The following is a 19,032-nucleotide window of genomic DNA, read 5'->3' on the forward strand; positions in this document are numbered from 1 at the left end:
TATTTTAAGAATGCTATCAATAGAATTTGAAGAAAGATTAAAAGGACATTTATAAAAAAATAGGTAAATGAAAAGGGTACCAATTAAGATACCCTCTATCAGCTAAGAAATGTAATTTACACGTAATTTGGGACAGACCCAAGGTATATTAATTTTTATAATAACGATAGAGGACATAGTTCTTTAGATTATGAAACACCTGCTAAGGTATATTTTGGTACTCAAAAAATTGCTTAAGTTTTTTCATAAACTGTTTGACAAACACGACCACCATACTATATCAAATAAAAAACTCATTGCCAGTGTTCCAATAATAACTATTCTTAAAAATAATTTTAAAGCTAAAATAAAATTTGCATATGAAAAACTATCACTAAAGCTTCCACTTCCCCACAATAAATTAGTTATAAACATTCCAACTCCAAACAACAACAGTGGAGAGATCTTTAATAAACTTTTTTTAGTTAAATTTCCCTCAACAAATGATATTATTAATGTAAATCCTAAGATAAGAAAAAGCCCTCCTACTGTAAACACCATGAAAGAAAGGATTACCCCTAATAGATTACACCCCAATTTTATTATTGGATTTATCTGTTTAAACATATTTCCCCTCCACGCTGTTCCAAAGTTTTGTATCTTTTCCAATAATTTTTGCATCTTCTAAAAAAGATCTTTTTTCAAAGAGATTTTTTACAGAGCCGAAATATGAGTTTTCTCCCTCTTTTAATACAAGGGCTTTCGTTGCATATTCTTTTACAACATTCATATTATGGGTAATTATAATTATCCCCATCCCTCTTTTAGCTAAATCTCTTATCTGAGTCATCAACTCTCTGGTGTTAAAATAATCCAGACCAAACGTGGGCTCATCTAATATTAATATCTTATGTTTTTTCGATAACATTATTGCCACTGAAAGCCTTCTTTTCTGACCTCCAGACAGAGTAAATGGATTTTCATTTTTTACTCCTTCCAAATTATACTTATCTAAAATAGCATCTAAACTTATATCTTCCTCATGAATTTCTTTGAAAAGTTCTATCTCATCTCTTACAGAATCTTTTATAAATTGATGCTCAGGGTTTTGAAAAACATAGGTTAGCTCACTATATAATTTTTCCTTGGATATTTTCTTAATATTTTTTCCCCTCTATGTTACTTCTCCACTAAATTTTCTCTCCATACCGCCTAAAATTTTAGATAAAGTGGTTTTCCCGGCTCCATTTTTCCCCAATAAAGCTATGATTTCATCTGAGTTCACATCAAAAGAAAGGTTATTTAATATTTTTTTTCTGCATATCTAAAATTTAAATTCTTTACCTCTAAAAGTTTTTCACTTTTATTCGAAAATATATTATCGTCATAGATATTTTTTTCTTGTTCCTCTATCCCCTTAAATAAACCTAGTTCTATTAATACGTCTCTATTTTTATCCAAAAATTTTTCTCCATCACTATCAACTTTTATAGTCCCATTTTTATCTATGATAATCGCCCTTGTTATTGTATCTAGCCATTCCTCAAAATTATGCTCCACAAGAAGGTATCCAATATCAAGAGATGTGATCAGTTTGTTTATTTCACACCTTTCCTAGGGTATCTAGATTTGCTGTAGGCTCATCTAATAGCAGCATCTTACTTCCTACTACTAATGAAGATCCTATGGAGACTTTTTGTTGTTCTCCTCCTGAAAGATTTAATAGCATCTCCCTTTTTTTATCCTCTATCTTTACCTGTTTCAATACTTTTTCTATTTTTATTCCCATTTCCTCTGTAGGAATACAGAAATTTTCCAATGAAAAAGCTATCTCATCTTCAGGGTACATCGTACAAAATTGATTTTCTGGATCCTGAAAAACTATTCCAAAAATTTTAGCAACCTCTAGGTGAGACATCTCCTCTATATCTCTGTCATCAATAGTGATCTTTCCTTTTGTTTCTCCCAAATCATTTCTTTGAATAATTCCAAGAAGACAGAGCAGAAGGCTACTCTTTCCATATCCACTAGGTGATAGTAGAAGTATCTTTTCATTGGTATTAAAACTCAAATTGATATTTGAAAGTGTTTCTTTCCTATGTCCATAATATTTCAAACTAAAATTTATTAATTCTATCCTAGCCATTGAATTTTAGCCACCTTTCTCTTCCTAATGAAAATGTGTTTAAACTACCTGTTGATGCTAGGGTATCTGCAACCATCTTACCACCATATCCACCTATCAAGCCTCCAGAAATCACTCTGACTATTAACATCATCACAATCATCTTTGTCGGCAAGTGAGAATACCCATACATAAAATATGAATATAAAAATGTTCCTAAACTTGGAAATATCCCAGCTAAAACTAAAACAAATGTATTGTATTTTTTATAACCTGTTATTGTAAAAGCTAGTTCACTGGAGGCACCTTGGATCGCTGCACCTATTAACATCGTTACTCCTACTGGTGTTCCGAGTAAAACCTCTGACATTGCCGCCATCATTTCACCCAAAAACGCACAGCCCGGTTTTCTAATTATATACATACTAGTCACTGCCGACATAAACCATATACCGTATATTATATCTGTTCCAATAGGTCCAAATATTGCATTAAATATTCCCCAAGCTCCTACACCACCGATATAAACAACTGCATATGCCATTGATAGTACTGCCATAACTACTATCTCTCTCATATTTAACTTATTTTTTATTATTTTACTCCCCTCCTTATTTCTTATCCATAATTTTTTGCACAACTTTATCCTTCCTATTCCATAGCTTGATCTATTATTTTATTGCTTTATTTCCTCTCATTCCCATATCCCAAAAAGCTACCTCTAACCTAGTTACTTCCCCAAATATAAACTTTAATTTTTCCAACTTCTTCTTACTCAGGTCTTCAGCATAACTGTTTAATGTTTCTATAAATTCAATTGTAGAAGATTTATAATCCTCTCCTCCATACATAAGAATCCACTCTTTATATGGATTCCCTTCCAAAACTGTTTTTTCATCTGCTAGTAATCTTTGTCCTATTTCCCCATATCCAATATAACAAGATGCTATAGCGATCATTATATCTAAGTAGTCGCCACTCATCCCAACATCTTTCATATATCTCGTATAAGCGATACACTCTATAGATTCTATAGACTCTTCCAATTCATGGGTCTCTATTCCCCGTTTTTTATATTGGCTATGTAATTCTAATTCTCCCTCTGTTATCCAAAGTGTACCCTTTAGAGCAAACTGTATCTCTTTCAAGGTCTCCCCTTTGTATGCCATCAATGCAAAACACTTTGTATAGTGTAATAGATATAAATAATCTTGTTTTAAATAGTATCTAAATTTTTCTATATCCAATGTTCCATCTTGAAGCTGGTCTATAAATTCTGGATGGGTATACTCATGCCATACATCTTTACACGCCTCCTTTAATTTTTCTAATAATGTTTTTTCTGGTTCTATATTCGATAGTGACATTAGTTTTTTCCCCCTAAGTTAAATTTATGCATATGATCGATAGGTCCCTTACCCTTCCCAAGGTCTATCTTACTTGAAATTGCACTGTAGACATACTCTTTTGCTAGTTTTACTGATTCTTCGATATCTTTCCCTAAAGCTAAGTTAGCAGCTATAGCACTAGAAAGTGTACATCCTGTCCCATGAGTATTTTTATTATCTATAAAATCATTTTCAAAAGCCTCATATTTTCCATCTTTATAAAGGATATCAGTTGCTTTTTCACCAGTTTCAAGATGTCCTCCCTTTATAAGAATATACCCCTTATAATAAGTAGATATTTTCTTACAGGCACGCCTCATTTCTTCTTCATTATTTATCTCAAAGCCACATAATATCTCAGCTTCTGGCAAATTTGGAGTGATAATCAAAGCAAGTGGTAAGAGTTCTTCTACAAGGGTTTCTCTAGCCTCTTTTTCGAGCAATGTATGACCACTTGTTGACACCATTACTGTATCTAAAACTATATTTTTAGCATTATATTTTCTTAGTTTTCTTGCAATCACCTTTATTATCTCTGTATTAGATACCATCCCTATTTTTACTGCTCCAGGATATATGTCTTCAAATACTGCATCCATTTGATCCTCTATCATCTCTTTATTTATATTTTGAATAGATCTTACCCTAGTTGTATTTTGTGCTGTAATCGCTGTAATCACACTCATTCCAAAGGTATTATGCATTGTAAAAGTTTTTAAATCTGCCTGTATCCCCGCTCCTCCGCTAGAGTCACTACCTGCTATAGTTAATACTGTCTTCATCTTTTTTCCCCCACTTTAAAGAATTATTTTTTTTGCCAAATTAGAAGTATCTTTGACTGCTTATATGTATCTTCTGCTCCATATATAGCTGAAACGATTGCTACTCCTGCTATTCCTGTCCCTTCTAACTCTAATATATTAGAGTTATTTATCCCACCTATAGCTACTACAGGAATCTTCGAATCTAAAGACAAGGCTTTAAGATCAGAATACGAAACACTGTCGGCATCAAGTTTTGTTGCCGTTGAAAATACTGCACCTATCCCATAATAATCGACACCACTGTCTATACTTTCCTCTAAATGTTCCCTTGTTTGAATCGACAGACCTATAATTTTATCTTTTTTCAATATCTTTCTAGCTTCTATTGGAGATATATCCCCTTGCCCTATATGTACTCCCTCACAATCTATCTCTTCACAAACTTCTATATTATCGTTGATCATTAATTTTATTCCCGCTTTATCTGTTATTTTTTTTACTTCTTTCCCGAGTTTAATAAAACTATCAGTATCCATATTTTTTTCTCTCAATTGGATTATTGTTACTCCGGCATCTATAGATTGTTTAATCTTTTCAAAATATTCTTCTCGTGATAGATCTCCTTTAGAAATAACACCATAGAGAAGGAGTTCTTCTCTTTTTAATTTAGTTGTATTCATACTTTAACACTTCCATAAATTCTTCAAATTTTATAGAACCAACCTTATCCAAGATATTATTTTTTAATGTACTCAGTTCCATTTTTAAAAGAGCATTAGCTGCGATCTCTCCACAGACACCCATCATTCCAACACCATATACTGTTCCCATAAATATGTTGTCTTTATTTCCCCCAAGACTTACGCCTAATAATGCAGCAATCATACAGCCAGTTCCTGTGATATTAGACATTATATGGCTACCATTGGATAGATAAACTACTCTTTCACCGTCTGTTATCACATCAACTTTTGATGTTACAGCAACAACACAAGCATGAATTTTCGACACTTTCTTGGCTATTTCAAAGATATCTTTTTCTGTTAACTCTCTATCCGTAGAGCTTACATCTACTCCATTGATATCATTGTTTTCCTTTAATAGTCCTTTAATCTCACTGATATTTCCCTTAATTACCGATACTTTGACCTTGGATAATATCTCATCCACCTCACCAGTTCTTAACTTTGTAAATCCATAACCTACTGGATCTAATATCACTGGTATTCCTTTGCTATTTGCTATTTCTCCTGCTTTTATCATAGATTCTATCGTTCTTTCATTTATTGTCCCTATGTTTATGACTAAGGAGCTACATACTGACACTACTTCTTCCACCTCTAAAATACTGTCTGCCATAATAGGGCTCCCACCAAAAGCCAATTGAATGTTCGCACAATCATTGACCGTTACATAGTTTGTAATATTATGTACCAATGGTTTATTCTTCCCTATGTTTTCCTTTACCACTCTAAGCTCATTTTTCAGTTCATTTTTTAACTCTACCTTTCTCTCCATCTCTCCTCCAAATTTTATAATCTCCTAGATATCAAAAAAAGACGCCTTAAACAAAGACGTCTTTAAAGAATAAAATAATATTTCATCGTTTCCTACGCTAGAATTATCCAGATCAGGTTAAAGGTCGAGACTACATTGTCCCCTCTCAGCCGTTTCCAGCTCCCTTGCACTTCTATAATCTATCACAAATATACCTAAATAACAAATATATTTTATTTTTTATCTTTTAAAAAGAATAATTTCTTCCTTTTATAGTGTTCTGTGCTACTGCTAATTTGGCAATAGGGATTCTATATGGTGAACAACTTACATATGCTAGACCAATGGAGTGGAAAAATTCAATACTCTTTGGATCTCCTCCGTGTTCTCCACAGACACCTATCTTAATACCTTTCTTTACTGATCTACCTAACTTTACTGCCATCTCCATTAATTTCCCTACACCTTTTATATCTATAGTTTCAAATGGATCTGCTTCTAAAATATTTTTTTCAATATAATCAGAGATAAACTTTCCTGCATCATCTCTTGAATATCCAAAAGTTATTTGAGTCAGGTCATTGGTTCCAAAACTAAAGAAATCAGCTTTTTCGGCGATTTCATCAGCCGTAACACAGGCTCTAGGAACTTCTATCATCGTTCCTATCTTATATTCTAGCTCTATATCTGAATTTTCAATTATTTCATCTACTATTAATACCAATCTTTTTCTCAAGTAATCCAATTCTTCTACTTTTCCTACCAGTGGAATCATTATCTCAGGTTTCACGTCGATTCCAGATTTTTTAACTTCTATTGCAGCTTCGATGACTGCTCTAGACTGCATCTCATATATCTCAGGATAAGTTATTCCGAGTCGACACCCACGATGACCTAACATAGGATTTAATTCCTCTAATTTTAACATTCTATTTTCTATCTCTTCCATAGTGATTCCCATAGATTCAGTTAACTTTAGTTTCTCTTCTTTCTCTCTTGGCAAGAACTCATGTAGAGGAGGATCAATTAGTCTTACTGTTACAGGCTTACCTTTCATAGCTTTAAATATCCCTGTGAAATCAAGTCTTTGAAGAGGTAAAATATTATCTAAAGCTATCTTTCTTTCATGACTACTATCAGCTAAGATCATCTCTCTAACATGATTTATCTTTTTTTCCTCAAAAAACATGTGTTCAGTTCTGCAAAGACCTATTCCATCTGCTCCAAAATCATAAGCAACCTTAGCATCTAAAGGTGTGTCAGCATTTGCCAAGACTTTCATCGCCCCAATTTCACTAGACCACTCAAGTATCGTCTTAAATTCATCCGTCAATCCAGAATTACTTTTATTAAGTTCACCTAAGTATACATTTCCTGTACTTCCATTTAATGATATATAATCGCCCTCAGAAACTGTTATATTTCCTACTTTAAATTCTCTTCTTTCTTCATTTAAATCCAGTGATCCACATCCACAGATACAACATCTACCCATTCCACGGGCAACTACTGCTGCATGGGAAGTCATCCCTCCACGAACAGTTAGTATTCCATTTGCTATGTTCATCCCTTCAATATCTTCTGGAGAAGTTTCTAATCTTACTAAGATCCCTCCATTATTTTCCTTTATCTTTTCCGAACTAAAGTATACTCTTCCTGTTGCAGCTCCTGGTGATGCCGCTAATCCAGTTACTAAAACTTCCGAATTTGATAACTCTTCCTCTGAAAATGTTGGATGTAGTAACTGTGATATCATCTCGGGTTCTATCATCATTATAGCTTTTTCTTTAGTTATTATACCCTCATTGACTAGGTCTATCGCTACCTTTATAGCTGCCTTTGCAGTTCTCTTTCCATTTCTTGTTTGAAGGATATATAATTCATTATTTTCAATGGTAAATTCTATATCTTGCATGTCCTTATAATGATCTTCTAAAAGATTACATAGGTCTATTAATTTCTTATACGATTTAGGCATTACAGCTTCTAAGTCTTCTATCTTTCTAGGAGTCCTTATCCCTGCTACTACATCTTCCCCTTGAGCATTGATTAAAAATTCTCCAAATAATTTATTTTCACCACAAGAAGGATTTCTAGTAAATACTACTCCTGTTCCTGAAGTATCTCCCATATTACCAAATACCATAGACTGGACAGTAACACCTGTTCCGATATCATGTGGAATACTGTTTAAATTACGGTAGTAGATAGCTCTCGGGTTATTCCAAGAGCTAAATACTGCTTCGATTGCAGCTAAGAGTTGATCCATTGGATCTTCTGGAAATTTAAGGTTTACTTCTGATTTAAAGAGTTTTTTATATTCTTTAATATAAGTTTCTTTTTCAACTCCATTCTTTTCAAGTTCTTTTTCAAGTAAATCATACTTATACTTTTCAATTCCATATACTACCTCCGAAAACATTTGTATAAATCTTTTATAACTATTAAAAGCAAACTGTTCATTTCCTGTCTGCGTTGCCAGTAACTTATATGTTTTATCGTTTAGACCTAAGTTTAAGATTGTATCCATCATTCCAGGCATAGATATGGCAGCACCAGATCTCACTGAAACAAAAAGTGGATTGTCTCCTCCAAAATTTTTATCTGTCACTTCCTCTAAGTTTTTTAAGTTTTGCACTATCTCTTTTTTTAAGTCCTTCCATACTTTTTTATCCTCTTCATAATATTTCATACTAGCTTCTGTAGTTATAACAAATCCTTTGGGAATAGGTAGTCCTAATTTAGTCATTTCAGAAAGATTTGCACCCTTTCCTCCCAATAATGACTTCATCTCCCTTCCACCTTCGTTAAAGGTATAAATAAATTTTTTCATGAGTTAATCCTCCTTGAGCGTTTAAGCTTTTATTAATTCTAAGATGATCTCTGCTGTTTCTTCGATGGCTTTTTCCGAGACATCTATTACTGGGCATCGCAATTTTTTCATTATTTTATCTGAATAATCTAATTCTTCCAATATTCTTCCAAAAGAAGCATAGCTAGATGCTCTCTCCTGTGCTTTCATGTTTTTTAATCTCTGCTCCCTAATCTTATTTAATTTGTCTATAGATATGGTCAGCCCAATTATCTGGGTTGCTTCAAAGACCTCTTTTGGAATAGGAACTTCCGGAACCAATGGTATATTTATTATCTTTAAGCCACTTTTATTGGCCAAATAGATGGATAGCGGTGTTTTAGATGTCCTAGACAGGCCTACAATCAATAGGTCCGCTTCTAATATCCCCCGACGAATCTTTCCATCGTCATATTTTACTGCAAATTCCATAGCTTCAATACGCTTAAAATATTTTTCATCCATTTTTTTAAATGAATTTGCTTTGGATTTTGCAAATAATTTTTTAAATCCATATTTTAAAATTTTAAAAGTATCAAAATGTATAATATCTTTTTCTGCACAAAATTTCTCTAACTTTCGGAGTCGTTTTTTATCTTTTAGACTATAAAAAACTAGGTTCTGCGAGTTTAAAACTTCTAAGGCCTTAAATTCTTTCAACATTATTTCTATCAATTTAAAGTCTTCACGATTCAATTCATCTTTAATTACTTTTAAGATCACTTCTGAATCCACTATAGCATCATCTTTAATAAAATATATATCAATAATAGAAATCCCTCCTGTCATCTACGGCAGCTACAATAAGATTTCAAATAAAACCTTACTGAGATCCGTTTTCGAAATCTTCCCTACAATCTTATATCCATTCAATTCCTTAGAATACTCAACTACAGGCAGGGAATCTATCTCTTTTTTTACAATTATTTCAGCAGCTTCAAATAATGTAGCATCTATCGTACAAAAATGTATGTTTGGCATCCTGCTCATTATTAAACTTATCGGTAGGGTAGAAAGATCCATCCCTCCTATAGCTGCTTTAAGTAGATCTTTTCTAGAAACTACACCAGAAAGAAGATCTCCATTAGTTATGTAGATGGTTCCCGAATCCTTTGTAAATATTTCTACTATCCCATCATGGATACTTGCCTTTTCTGATAAAACTAAAGCTTCACCTATAAATTTTGTTACACTTAGATTTTTCAATGAAGAACTGTCTATTTTTTTAGGTTTTTGCAGGTTAAGACTATATCCTACCTTGGTTTTAGATTTTACAACCTCTAATTTTATTAAAAAGGAAAAATCTGTTCTTAGGGCTGATCTTGTAACTCCTAAGATCTTAGCGATCTTTTCCCCTGTAATTGAACCATTTGTTCTAACAATGTCTATTATTCTATATTGTCTTTCAGATAAATTCATAAATTCTCCTTTTAGTGTTCACAAATACTTTTAAACTACTATATAAATCTATCTTTGATCATATAATAATCTTTAATTGGGTAAAAGTCAACCTTTTTTCATTGTCTTTCAACAGAAATAGTGTACATTAATATTTCCCTATAAGACTCCCGTTCCTATACATCTTTAATAACACCCTTAGCTCCTCTAAACTCTTTATAAGGACCTCCCCTGTATCTGTATCTTTAACTTTTTTTCTCTCTGCCTTATCTACTAATTGTATTACCGATATTATTTCATGACTGCCTTCAATGGCTTTTTCAATACTTTTAAATGGCTTATGAGAAGCTAGTCTCAAACCATAGGAATTATAAATCAAGGTATACCCAGCAGTCCCAGTACTTGACTGATATGCCTTGGATAATCCACCATCAATTACTAACAACTTTTTCCCCGCCCTTATAGGCAACTCACCATTTTTAGTCAGTACAGGTGTATGACCATTTATAACATGACCATTTTCTTTTAAAACACCAAAGTGATCCATGAGTTTCAATATTACCTCTTCATCCTCCCTCAATGTATAGTATGGATTCTTTATCTCTTTATGTGTTTCTTTCTCCCTAACAAAATATCTCTCAAAAGTTTTCATATCCTCCTTACCAAAAAGAGGAGAATATTCACCCGTCCACATATACCAGAACCAGTCTAAGTCTTTTTTATCCCCTTTAAAGTAAGCTTTACGAGCTAATTTTTCAAATTTTTCCATAAGTTCCTTACCACAATATTCCTTCCCATCTATGGTAAAACATTTATAGTTCCCATCAGAATCCATGGGAATGCATCCATGAAACATCAATTGATTATTATATTTTAGGTATATATTTCCATTGGAAAAGAAAAAACGAATATGCTTTTGCAATTTGTCACTCTTTTTGAAATACTTAGCTATTTTTTCTATGACTTCCATCTCTCTTTCTATCAGTTTGTATGGATCTTTGGGATCTATAGTCGGGAAATTATTACTGGTTAACTTATATTCCTTACCATTCAATATAATTGTTCCCTTAGTCTGATCTATTTTTTCTAAAAGCATCCTCTTTTCCATATGAAATTCAGGTCTTTTTTTGATAATTTCTGATTCTAATTTAAATTGAATGATAGCTATAGCTTTATGCATCTGCCCACGAACATACTGCTCCTCGTCATTAAATAATTCATCACTGTTGGCTATGGGTAAAAACTCTTTACACGGATCCCCGCCATAGGTCTCCATAGCAAATCTTCCTAGAGGCAGTAAGTTTATCCCATATCCCTCCTCTAAAGTTTTTAAATTACTATACCGGAGAGAAATACGAAGGACATTGGCTACACAGGCAAAATGTCCCTTAGATGCTCCTACCCATAATATATCATGGTTCCCCCACTGAATATCACAGTTATGATGCCCTATGAGCTTATCCATAATCTTATGTGGATCTGCTCCCCTGTCATATATATCTCCTAAAATATGCAGTTTATCTACTGACAATTGCTGGATCAAATTAACAGATTTTATGATGAAGTCATCTGCTATTCCTAACTCTATTACTGTAGATATGATCTGGGAATAATATTCTTCCTTATTAAAATCTTTGCTATTCAATGTCAAAAGCTCTTCCAATATATATGCATATTCACTTGGCAATGCCTTCCTTATCTTAGATCGTGTATATTTAGATGACACTAATCTGAACAGAGATAAAATCCTCTTTATAGATACCCTATACCAATGAACCTTCTCATATTCGTTTAATTTATTTCCTTCTAATATTTTTTCAGGATAAAATATTAATTTAGAAAAATTATGTTTTTCTTCCAATGAAAGTATGTCTCCAAAAAGTTCATCTATCTTTATTTTTAAACTTCCAGAGGCTGTTTTCACCAGATGCCTGAATGCATGATATTCTCCATGAAGGTCTGTAAGATAATGTTCCGTTCCCTTGGGAAGATTGAGTATAGCTTCTAAATTTATAATTTCACTTGTGACTTCTCCTATATTTTTATATCTATTTGACAATAATTCATAATACTTTTTTTCCATTCTCCACCTACCCTAATTATTATTTATGTGCACTAATCATCTCTAAATATAGTTTACCCACTTTATATGTAAAATGCAAATTAAATAAAAAACATAAATCTATGGTGATTACCATAAATTTATGTTTTCTATCTATCTATATATTTCTAATTATCAATATTTTCTATCTACAATATTCAATTACTAACTTAGCTGTATTCAAAAGTCCATCCACATGGGTTCTTTCATATGAATGAGATGCATCTACTCCAGGTCCAATAAGAGCATGTTTAACCTGTGCTCCTCCACGTAAAAGTGCACTGGCATCTGAACCATAATGTTTATAAATATCTATAACATAATCAATTTTTTCATCATGGCATAAGTTCACCAGACGTTTTTTCATCTCCAAATCATAGGGACCTGAAGAATCCTTAGCACAGATAGTCACCTTATTTTCTTTTGAAGTCTGATCAATCCCTGGAGATGCCATATCTATCGCCAATATTTCACGGGTTAAGGGTGTAGCTATTCCCGAAGCACCATGTCCTACTTCCTCATAGTTAGATATAAAAAATTCTAGGGTATATTCTGGAACTATCTCATTTTCCATGAGATATTTACAGACTCCTAATATAATCGCTACCCCGGCTTTGTTATCCAAATGACGACTCTTGATAAATCCAGACTTGCTTACCTCTACCCTTGGGTCTAAATATACAAAATCTCCTATATTTATTCCCAGTTTTTTTATGTCTTCTGCGTTTTCTACCAGTTCGTCCAACCTTACTACCATATTATCCTCTGTTCTCTTATCTATTCTAGGAGCATCCCCATAGTTGTGTACAGATGATTTTTCAAATAGGATAGTTCCTCTGATCTCCTTGCCATCTATAGTGGATACAGTACAATATTCTCCATCTACAGAGTTCCAAGAATATCCTCCGATCTGAGTTAATTTTAAATAACCGTTAGATGTAATCTCTTTTACCATTCCACCTAGGGTATCGATGTGGGCTGCAATTATTTTGCTCTCCTTTTTTTTGCCGGGCAGACTTGCTTTCAATGCTCCTTTAGCAGTTATTTCCGTTTTCATACCTAATTCTTCAAACTCATCTCTGCATACTGCTATCCCCTTTTCAGTGTCTCCACTAGGGCTGGGGATATTGAGTATCTCCACTAATTTTTCTACCATATAGTTTGTAATATACTTCATCTACTCTCTCCTTTTTATAACTTAATTTTTTCGTTTACAAAATCCATAATTGTTTCCTTTAGTAGTATAGATTCCTTTTCGATCCTTTCATAGTTTCTCTTAAATCTCTCCACTTTATCTTGATCTTTTAAAGATCCTAGATTTATCTTTACATTAAGTATAGCTCCTCTGACACCCGTTTCTAAAAGCATAGCTCCCACACCTAGATCTGTCACTGCATTCAGATTTCCATACTTAGAGAAAAACGGCAGTAATTCCATGGCTTCTAAAGATACTTTTGCTATTTCAAAGGGAACTTCAGTAGCTTTTAAAGTAGCTTTCTGAATTTCTTCATCTCTAATTTTTTTATTTTCATCGGTATCTTTTGGCAGTTTAAATACTTCCATAAGATCATTAAAAACTTTAGTATCCTCATCTATCAATATTTCTACTCTTTTTCTTATCTTTAGAAGTCTTCGGTGTTTAGTTAAAAACTCCTCCTTGATCATGTCATCAAACTCTCTATATTTTTTCTTATCTATAGCCAATGCTGCCATCATCCTTGATAGTGCTATCCCCAATGATGAAGAGAGAGCCGATACACTCCCACCTCCAGGTGCTGGTGCATTTGAATCCACCACCTCTATAAATTCTCCTAATTCTACATTTAAATAACTCATATTTATCCCCCATGTTTTATTTATTTATTTATTTGCGTAATCCGTAGTTTTGGTTTTTAGTTTTTACTTAATAAATCACTTTCCCATCTGCCACTACCTGAATTCCATTTTTATATACATCTTTGGTGTGGTTGATTCCAAAGTGATACATTATATACTCTAAGTTTGGTGTATCAAAAATTACAAAATCTGCTTTCTTTCCTTTGGTGATACTCCCAACTTCTTTTCCTCTATCCACCGAATAAGCAGAGTTCACAGTAACAGCAGTGATAACCTCTTTAGGAGTCATCTTTAATTTTAATGATCCCAGTTGCATAGCTAGTTGTAAATTCTCTGTAGGAGAACTTCCCGGATTATAATCTGTAGATATGGCTACTGCCACACCTTTTTCAATCATCAGACGAGCATCTGCATAGTCTTTATTTAAATTAAATGAGGTTGTAGGCAGGATGTCAGCTATCACTCCAACTTTTGCCATCTCTTCCATCCCTTTTTCACTGGTAGCCATAAGATGGTCAGCGGAAAAGGCTCCTAACTCTGCCGATAATTCTGCTCCCCCTAAGGTTACAATCTCATCTGCATGGATCTTCACTTTAAATCCAAGATCTTTAGCAGCATTTAATATTTTTCTGGTTTCCTCTATGGAAAAAACTCCCTCTTCACAAAAAACATCACAAAATTCCGCTAATTTTTTCTCTTTAACTATAGGCAGGGCTCCTATTATCTCGTCAATAAAGTCTTCTCTCCTATCCCTATATTCAGGCGGGAGAGCATGAGCTCCTAAATATGTTGATATCAAATCTATAGGATGATCTTCATTTAATTTTTTTACTACTTCTAATTGTTTTAATTCAGTTTCAATATCTAGACCATACCCGCTCTTAGCTTCTGCAGTGGTTACACCAAAAGATAACATCTTATCCAAACTTTTTTTAGCCTTTATATATAACTCTTCAAAACTAGCCTGCTTTGTGGAATTCACTGTACTCAAAATTCCCCCTCCGGCTTTTAAGATATCCATATAGGGAACCCCTTCTAATTTTTTAGAGAATTCATTTTCACGACTACCCCCATGGACCAAATGTGTGTGTGGATCAATTAATCCAGGAGTTACAGTGAGTCCCATGGCATCCTTTATAAGGGTAGATTCTCCTATATATTTTTTATCTGCCTTCCCTGATCCTACCTCTAAAAATCTTCCATCTTTTATAACTATATATCCATCTTTTATTATCTCCACTTCATTCATTTCTTTTCCGGCTCTGGGTTTTTCTCCCTCTCCCAGAGTAATCAAATTCCCTATGTTTTTTATAATTAAATCAGCATACATTTTAAACTACCCCCATACGACCTTCGGTCGAATTTATAATTAAGCTCTTTCTTTTTATAGATTATATTCCAAAACCTTTTCCATTGAAAATCCATCTAAACCTAAATAATATTCCATACTCATAACAAGAGCTTCCATAGGTACACTTCCTATGATCTCACTTCCCAGTACCGGTACTCCGTATCTTTTAGCTTCCATCTTTACAGTCTCGAAAACTCTATAAATAGGTGTTTTTTTATAGTTTACTACATTCATAGTCACCTGTACTATCCCTTTTTCTTTCAACTCTGCAGGGCCAGCTTTTATATACCTGAATCCACCACTAGAATGTCTGATTGCCTTAGCAATATTTTTAGCTACATTTATATCTGTCGTTCCCAAGTTTATATTGAAGGCTACTAGAGGTAATCTAGCTCCTACTCCTATTACTCCTGCTGTTCTATGAGGTGAACTCTCTCCAAAATCAGGTTTCCATTGAGGATCTTTCAATTTTTCTGCCATTCCTTCAAATTGTCCCTTTCTTATGGTAGCAAGGTTAATTCTTTCCTTGCAGGTAGCTGCTTCCTCATATAAAAATACTGGGACCTTATAGTTATCCGCTATCTTTTTCCCCAATGTTATAGCCAGCTCTATACACTCCTCCATCTCTATATTTTTAATTGGTATAAAAGGCACTACATCTGTAGCTCCCATCCTAGAGTGCTCCCCTTTATGAACGTTTAGATCTATTAACTCCGTAGCAATTCCTATTGCTTCATATACAGCTTCTAGCACTTTTAATGGCTCTCCGATTATGTTTACAACTGTTCTATTATAATCTTTATCCGGTTCTACACTGAGAAGTTTTACCCCCTCTCTATTTTTTAAAGGAGCAATTATTTTTTCTATTTTTTCTAAATCTTTTCCCTCGCTAAAATTAGGCACACATTGTATTACTTGTTTTAACATCCCATTCCCCCCAAAAAAATTTAAATTTTTTACACTACTATTATTAGTACTTTTTTGACTTTTTTCCAATTTTTTCTGTATTTTTTTAAAAGTAAGTGGGAAAAATATTTTTTATTCTACTTTTCTATGATATAATATACTTCGTGTTCAAATTTAGGAAATTAAAAAGGAAGGTGTATTATGTGTAAAGAAAACATGTACGATAATTATGAAACAGCAGATAATGTTGTTAAGATGGGAATAAAAAAAGCAAACAGTAAAAGTATCAATATATTTTTATTTGGGATCCTCGGTGGATTTTTTATTGCTTTAGGGTATATCGGATATATGACCGTTACTCAGACTATGAGAACTAGAGTAGATACAGGATTAGCTAGTTTTTTGGGAGCCAGTGTCTTTCCAGTTGGAATAATGTTATGTATAGTTGTAGGAGGATCATTATTTACCAGTAACAACCTATTGACCCTTGCACTATTTGATAAAAAAATCAGTTTTAAAAATTTACTGAGAAATTGGACCTTTGTATGGCTAGGAAACTTTGTAGGTTCCATAGCTGCTGCTGCATTAGCTATCACAGCAGGCTTATATAAACCTGAAGCAATCCATTCTGTAGCTCTAAGTATGGCAGAACATAAGGCAGTCCTAGGATTCTCTGAAGCTGTAACCAGTGGATTTTTCTGTAATGTTTTAGTAGCCCTAGGTGTTTGGATGACCATGTCTGGAAAAGACCTTGTATCTAAAGTTATAGGTGTATGGTTTCCAGTTATGTTATTTGTACTCTGTGGATTTCAGCATGTAATTGCTAATATGTTTGTTTTAAGTTTAGGAATGATGTTAGGAGCAAATTATACTTTAGGAGAGATGTTTATGAATAACATTATCCCTGTTACCATTGGTAACGCTCTTTCTGGCGGATTAATTTTCCCTGCCATCTATTATTTCCTATTGGTAAAAAACAAAAAATAAATTTCATTTTAAAAGCCGGCAGATCTGCCGGCTTTTTTATTATTATTTTCTATACAGTCCTATGAGTGCTTAAGAAGGCAAGGATAAGACCTTCAGCTTAAAAAATTAATCATTAGGGATAAAATTTCTTTCTGGGGTTCTATTTCTCCCCTTCCTACAAATTGAATTTTCAAGGTATTTTTATCTTCTTGGACAAATTGAATTTTCTTTACATTATTAAAATACATTCCTACCAGCTGAAGAGCTGTTAGTTTTTCCTGGCTCCCGTCCGCCTTTTCAAAATAAAGATCATCCACTACCCTTCCGCCAATTTCATCTATAAGAGTAAAATTAAAATTTTGATCTTTGGATTTTTTCAATCTATCTTCCATCTTATACCTTAAAAGGGGCATCACATAGTTATAAAGGTTCGTTACTATGAGATCTCCTACTTCTCCTGGCAGTACTTCCTACATTTTTTCATCAACTATCTCAAATTTATAATAATCATCAAAAAGAAAAACTTTTCCTCTTTCAGGAATTTCAGACGCCATCCCCAAAGATTCACTTGCTCCGTAAAAATTCAAGGGAGATACTCCGAATGTTCCTTCAATTACCTCTTTTCTGTTTCGAGTCAATTCATCAGCTGAACAGAATACTCTTTTTGGAGATATATTTAAGTTTCCATTGAGTTTTTCTTCTGCCAGGGCGGCTATAGATGAGGAATAACCGGATAATATAGTCGGCTGAAATTCATTCAATGAATTTATTATCTCCTGAAAATCACCATTCACATCCAAAATTAGTGTTGTATAGTTGATATTTTTAGCTTCCTGAGCCAGATTATAACCGGCAAAATTTCCTCCTGTTGCTATAACAAAAGCAATCCTCTCTTTTTTTAATAATTTAATCTTATGAGAAACATCTACCCTTCCTATAAGAAAAATCTTCACTGTAGCCCATGCCTTTTGATCATAGACAAATATTATAGGGTTTCCTGTAGACCCGGAAGAGGTCATGGTTACATATCTTCCTTTATATTTTTTTCCCCAATTTTCTCTATGACTTACAAAATCTTCCAATTTTTTCCGGTTAAAATCTTTTGTACAAATAAGATCATCAAAATTATCTATTATAATTTCTTTATCAATTGTAGAGTATTTACTATAGTCTATCATTTTATAGTTTTCCAGAGTTATTCCATGTTTTCCATAAAATTCACGATAAAATTTCGAATTTTTTAGTACGTGTTCAATAAGATCATTCAATTTGTTTTTTTGGAGTTCAAGTATCTCATCCCGGGAACGTTTATTATTTTTTTTATATTATAAACCTCTTTAAGTAGATGCATAAGTTCCATAAAAATCACCTCCTACATTTAGAAACCTTCTAAATAAACATCTTTAAGCCATTATACCGCAGCTTTTCTATGTTCACTTAAGAGGGCTTCTATTTCCCTATTTAACTAATATTTTATCTTAATCATCACTATTTATATTAAATCCTGACTTCACTAATATTTTTTCCATTTTTTCATTCTCTTTTTCATGAGTATCTCTACTATCCCACTGTTCAGCTGAATCCCTGAAATTTCTTTTAAAATTTTAACTGCCTCTCTGTGGGTTCTCTTCCTTTGGTATATCCTGGATGTAGTAAGTGCAGAATATGTATCTGCTGTAGCTATAATTCTAGATTCCAAGGGTATTTCATTTTTTTTGAGAATTGATTAAATGGTGTATAATCATTTCAAGTCGACCACTTGAAATAAAAAAAGACCTTTTTTCATAAAAACCGATATAATGTAGTTACGACAACAAACATTAAAGGAGTTAATTTATGAAAAAAGGATATAAACATTTTAGCATATATG

The 19,032-nt window shown here is 33.2% G+C and carries 20 protein-coding genes, 1 pseudogene and 1 riboswitch; of the genes and pseudogenes, 1 reads left to right on the top strand and 20 read right to left on the bottom strand.

Translation table 11 applies throughout. The features are described 5' to 3' along the window. Positions 1-243: 243 nt before the first annotated feature. From V5784_RS02345 to ftcD, 17 genes and pseudogenes are all read right to left on the bottom strand, one after another. A complete protein-coding gene (locus V5784_RS02345; protein ID WP_336887442.1) occupies positions 244-606 on the bottom strand; it encodes a hypothetical protein in 363 nt (120 codons plus the stop codon). Then, positions 599-1,264, bottom strand: a pseudogene (locus V5784_RS02350) (ABC transporter ATP-binding protein). The gene V5784_RS02345 and the pseudogene V5784_RS02350 overlap by 8 nt, the downstream one beginning before the upstream one ends. A gap of 17 nt (positions 1,265-1,281) precedes the next feature. Continuing rightward, the gene (locus V5784_RS02355; protein ID WP_336887443.1) at positions 1,282-1,539 is read right to left on the bottom strand and encodes a hypothetical protein; all 258 of its coding nucleotides are present in this window, start codon (positions 1,537-1,539) and stop codon (positions 1,282-1,284) included. A 43-nt stretch (positions 1,540-1,582) separates the two neighbouring features. Further along, positions 1,583-2,125: an ABC transporter ATP-binding protein gene (locus V5784_RS02360; protein WP_336887444.1), complete on the bottom strand. Its 543-nt coding sequence runs from the start codon at positions 2,123-2,125 to the stop codon at positions 1,583-1,585. Then, positions 2,118-2,744 (bottom strand): ECF transporter S component, encoded by a 627-nt coding sequence (locus tag V5784_RS02365; RefSeq protein WP_336887445.1) that lies wholly within the window; start codon positions 2,742-2,744, stop codon positions 2,118-2,120. Before V5784_RS02365 ends, V5784_RS02360 begins: the two co-directional genes overlap by 8 nt. Positions 2,745-2,775: 31 nt before the next feature. After that, complete coding sequence (gene tenA, locus V5784_RS02370) at positions 2,776-3,471, bottom strand: thiaminase II (protein WP_336887446.1); 696 nt, start codon at positions 3,469-3,471, stop codon at positions 2,776-2,778. Continuing rightward, the gene (thiD, locus tag V5784_RS02375) at positions 3,471-4,274 is read right to left on the bottom strand and encodes a bifunctional hydroxymethylpyrimidine kinase/phosphomethylpyrimidine kinase (RefSeq protein WP_336887447.1); all 804 of its coding nucleotides are present in this window, start codon (positions 4,272-4,274) and stop codon (positions 3,471-3,473) included. Before thiD ends, tenA begins: the two co-directional genes overlap by 1 nt. A gap of 23 nt (positions 4,275-4,297) precedes the next feature. Continuing rightward, positions 4,298-4,936, bottom strand: coding sequence for a thiamine phosphate synthase (thiE, locus tag V5784_RS02380; protein WP_336887448.1), 639 nt, complete (start codon positions 4,934-4,936; stop codon positions 4,298-4,300). Beyond that, a complete protein-coding gene (gene thiM, locus V5784_RS02385) occupies positions 4,923-5,774 on the bottom strand; it encodes a hydroxyethylthiazole kinase (protein WP_336887449.1) in 852 nt (283 codons plus the stop codon). The genes thiE and thiM overlap by 14 nt, the downstream gene beginning before the upstream one ends. 72 nt (positions 5,775-5,846) lie before the next feature. Then, positions 5,847-5,950: riboswitch (TPP riboswitch) on the bottom strand. A 50-nt stretch (positions 5,951-6,000) separates the two neighbouring features. Next, complete coding sequence (gene ppdK, locus V5784_RS02390; protein WP_336887450.1) at positions 6,001-8,586, bottom strand: pyruvate, phosphate dikinase; 2,586 nt, start codon at positions 8,584-8,586, stop codon at positions 6,001-6,003. 21 nt (positions 8,587-8,607) lie between these two features. Further along, positions 8,608-9,393, bottom strand: a complete 786-nt coding sequence (gene ppsR / locus V5784_RS02395; protein ID WP_336887451.1) for a pyruvate, phosphate dikinase/phosphoenolpyruvate synthase regulator — start codon at positions 9,391-9,393, stop codon at positions 8,608-8,610. Positions 9,394-9,402: 9 nt separating this feature from the next. Further along, complete coding sequence (locus V5784_RS02400) at positions 9,403-10,023, bottom strand: CBS domain-containing protein (protein ID WP_336887452.1); 621 nt, start codon at positions 10,021-10,023, stop codon at positions 9,403-9,405. A 127-nt stretch (positions 10,024-10,150) separates the two neighbouring features. Continuing rightward, positions 10,151-12,085 carry a fructose-1,6-bisphosphatase gene (locus V5784_RS02405; protein ID WP_336887453.1) on the bottom strand — a complete coding sequence of 645 codons (1,935 nt, stop codon included), beginning with the start codon at positions 12,083-12,085 and terminating at the stop codon, positions 10,151-10,153. A 163-nt stretch (positions 12,086-12,248) separates the two neighbouring features. Continuing rightward, positions 12,249-13,280, bottom strand: a complete 1,032-nt coding sequence (locus V5784_RS02410) for a M42 family metallopeptidase (protein WP_336887454.1) — start codon at positions 13,278-13,280, stop codon at positions 12,249-12,251. Positions 13,281-13,294: 14 nt separating this feature from the next. Beyond that, positions 13,295-13,939, bottom strand: coding sequence for a cyclodeaminase/cyclohydrolase family protein (locus V5784_RS02415; protein WP_336887455.1), 645 nt, complete (start codon positions 13,937-13,939; stop codon positions 13,295-13,297). Positions 13,940-14,006: 67 nt separating this feature from the next. Then, positions 14,007-15,269, bottom strand: coding sequence for an imidazolonepropionase (hutI, locus tag V5784_RS02420; protein ID WP_336887456.1), 1,263 nt, complete (start codon positions 15,267-15,269; stop codon positions 14,007-14,009). Positions 15,270-15,323: 54 nt separating this feature from the next. Continuing rightward, complete coding sequence (ftcD, locus tag V5784_RS02425; protein ID WP_336887457.1) at positions 15,324-16,217, bottom strand: glutamate formimidoyltransferase; 894 nt, start codon at positions 16,215-16,217, stop codon at positions 15,324-15,326. A 180-nt stretch (positions 16,218-16,397) separates the two neighbouring features. On the opposite strand from ftcD, the gene V5784_RS02430 reads away from it, so the two are divergent. After that, on the top strand, positions 16,398-17,183 hold the full coding sequence (locus V5784_RS02430; protein WP_336887458.1) for a formate/nitrite transporter family protein: 786 nt from the start codon (positions 16,398-16,400) through the stop codon (positions 17,181-17,183). A 92-nt stretch (positions 17,184-17,275) separates the two neighbouring features. On the opposite strand, the gene V5784_RS02435 is transcribed toward V5784_RS02430, so the two are convergent. The 3 genes from V5784_RS02435 to V5784_RS02445 form a co-directional block, all read right to left on the bottom strand. Next, positions 17,276-17,542 (bottom strand): hypothetical protein, encoded by a 267-nt coding sequence (locus tag V5784_RS02435; protein ID WP_336887459.1) that lies wholly within the window; start codon positions 17,540-17,542, stop codon positions 17,276-17,278. A gap of 90 nt (positions 17,543-17,632) precedes the next feature. After that, positions 17,633-18,340: a hypothetical protein gene (locus V5784_RS02440; protein ID WP_336887460.1), complete on the bottom strand. Its 708-nt coding sequence runs from the start codon at positions 18,338-18,340 to the stop codon at positions 17,633-17,635. Positions 18,341-18,675: 335 nt separating this feature from the next. Beyond that, positions 18,676-18,885 (bottom strand): HD domain-containing phosphohydrolase, encoded by a 210-nt coding sequence (locus V5784_RS02445; RefSeq protein ID WP_336887461.1) that lies wholly within the window; start codon positions 18,883-18,885, stop codon positions 18,676-18,678. Positions 18,886-19,032 lie beyond the last annotated feature (147 nt).

Source organism: Psychrilyobacter sp. (genome assembly GCF_037132775.1).
Classification (GTDB): domain Bacteria; phylum Fusobacteriota; class Fusobacteriia; order Fusobacteriales; family Fusobacteriaceae; genus Psychrilyobacter.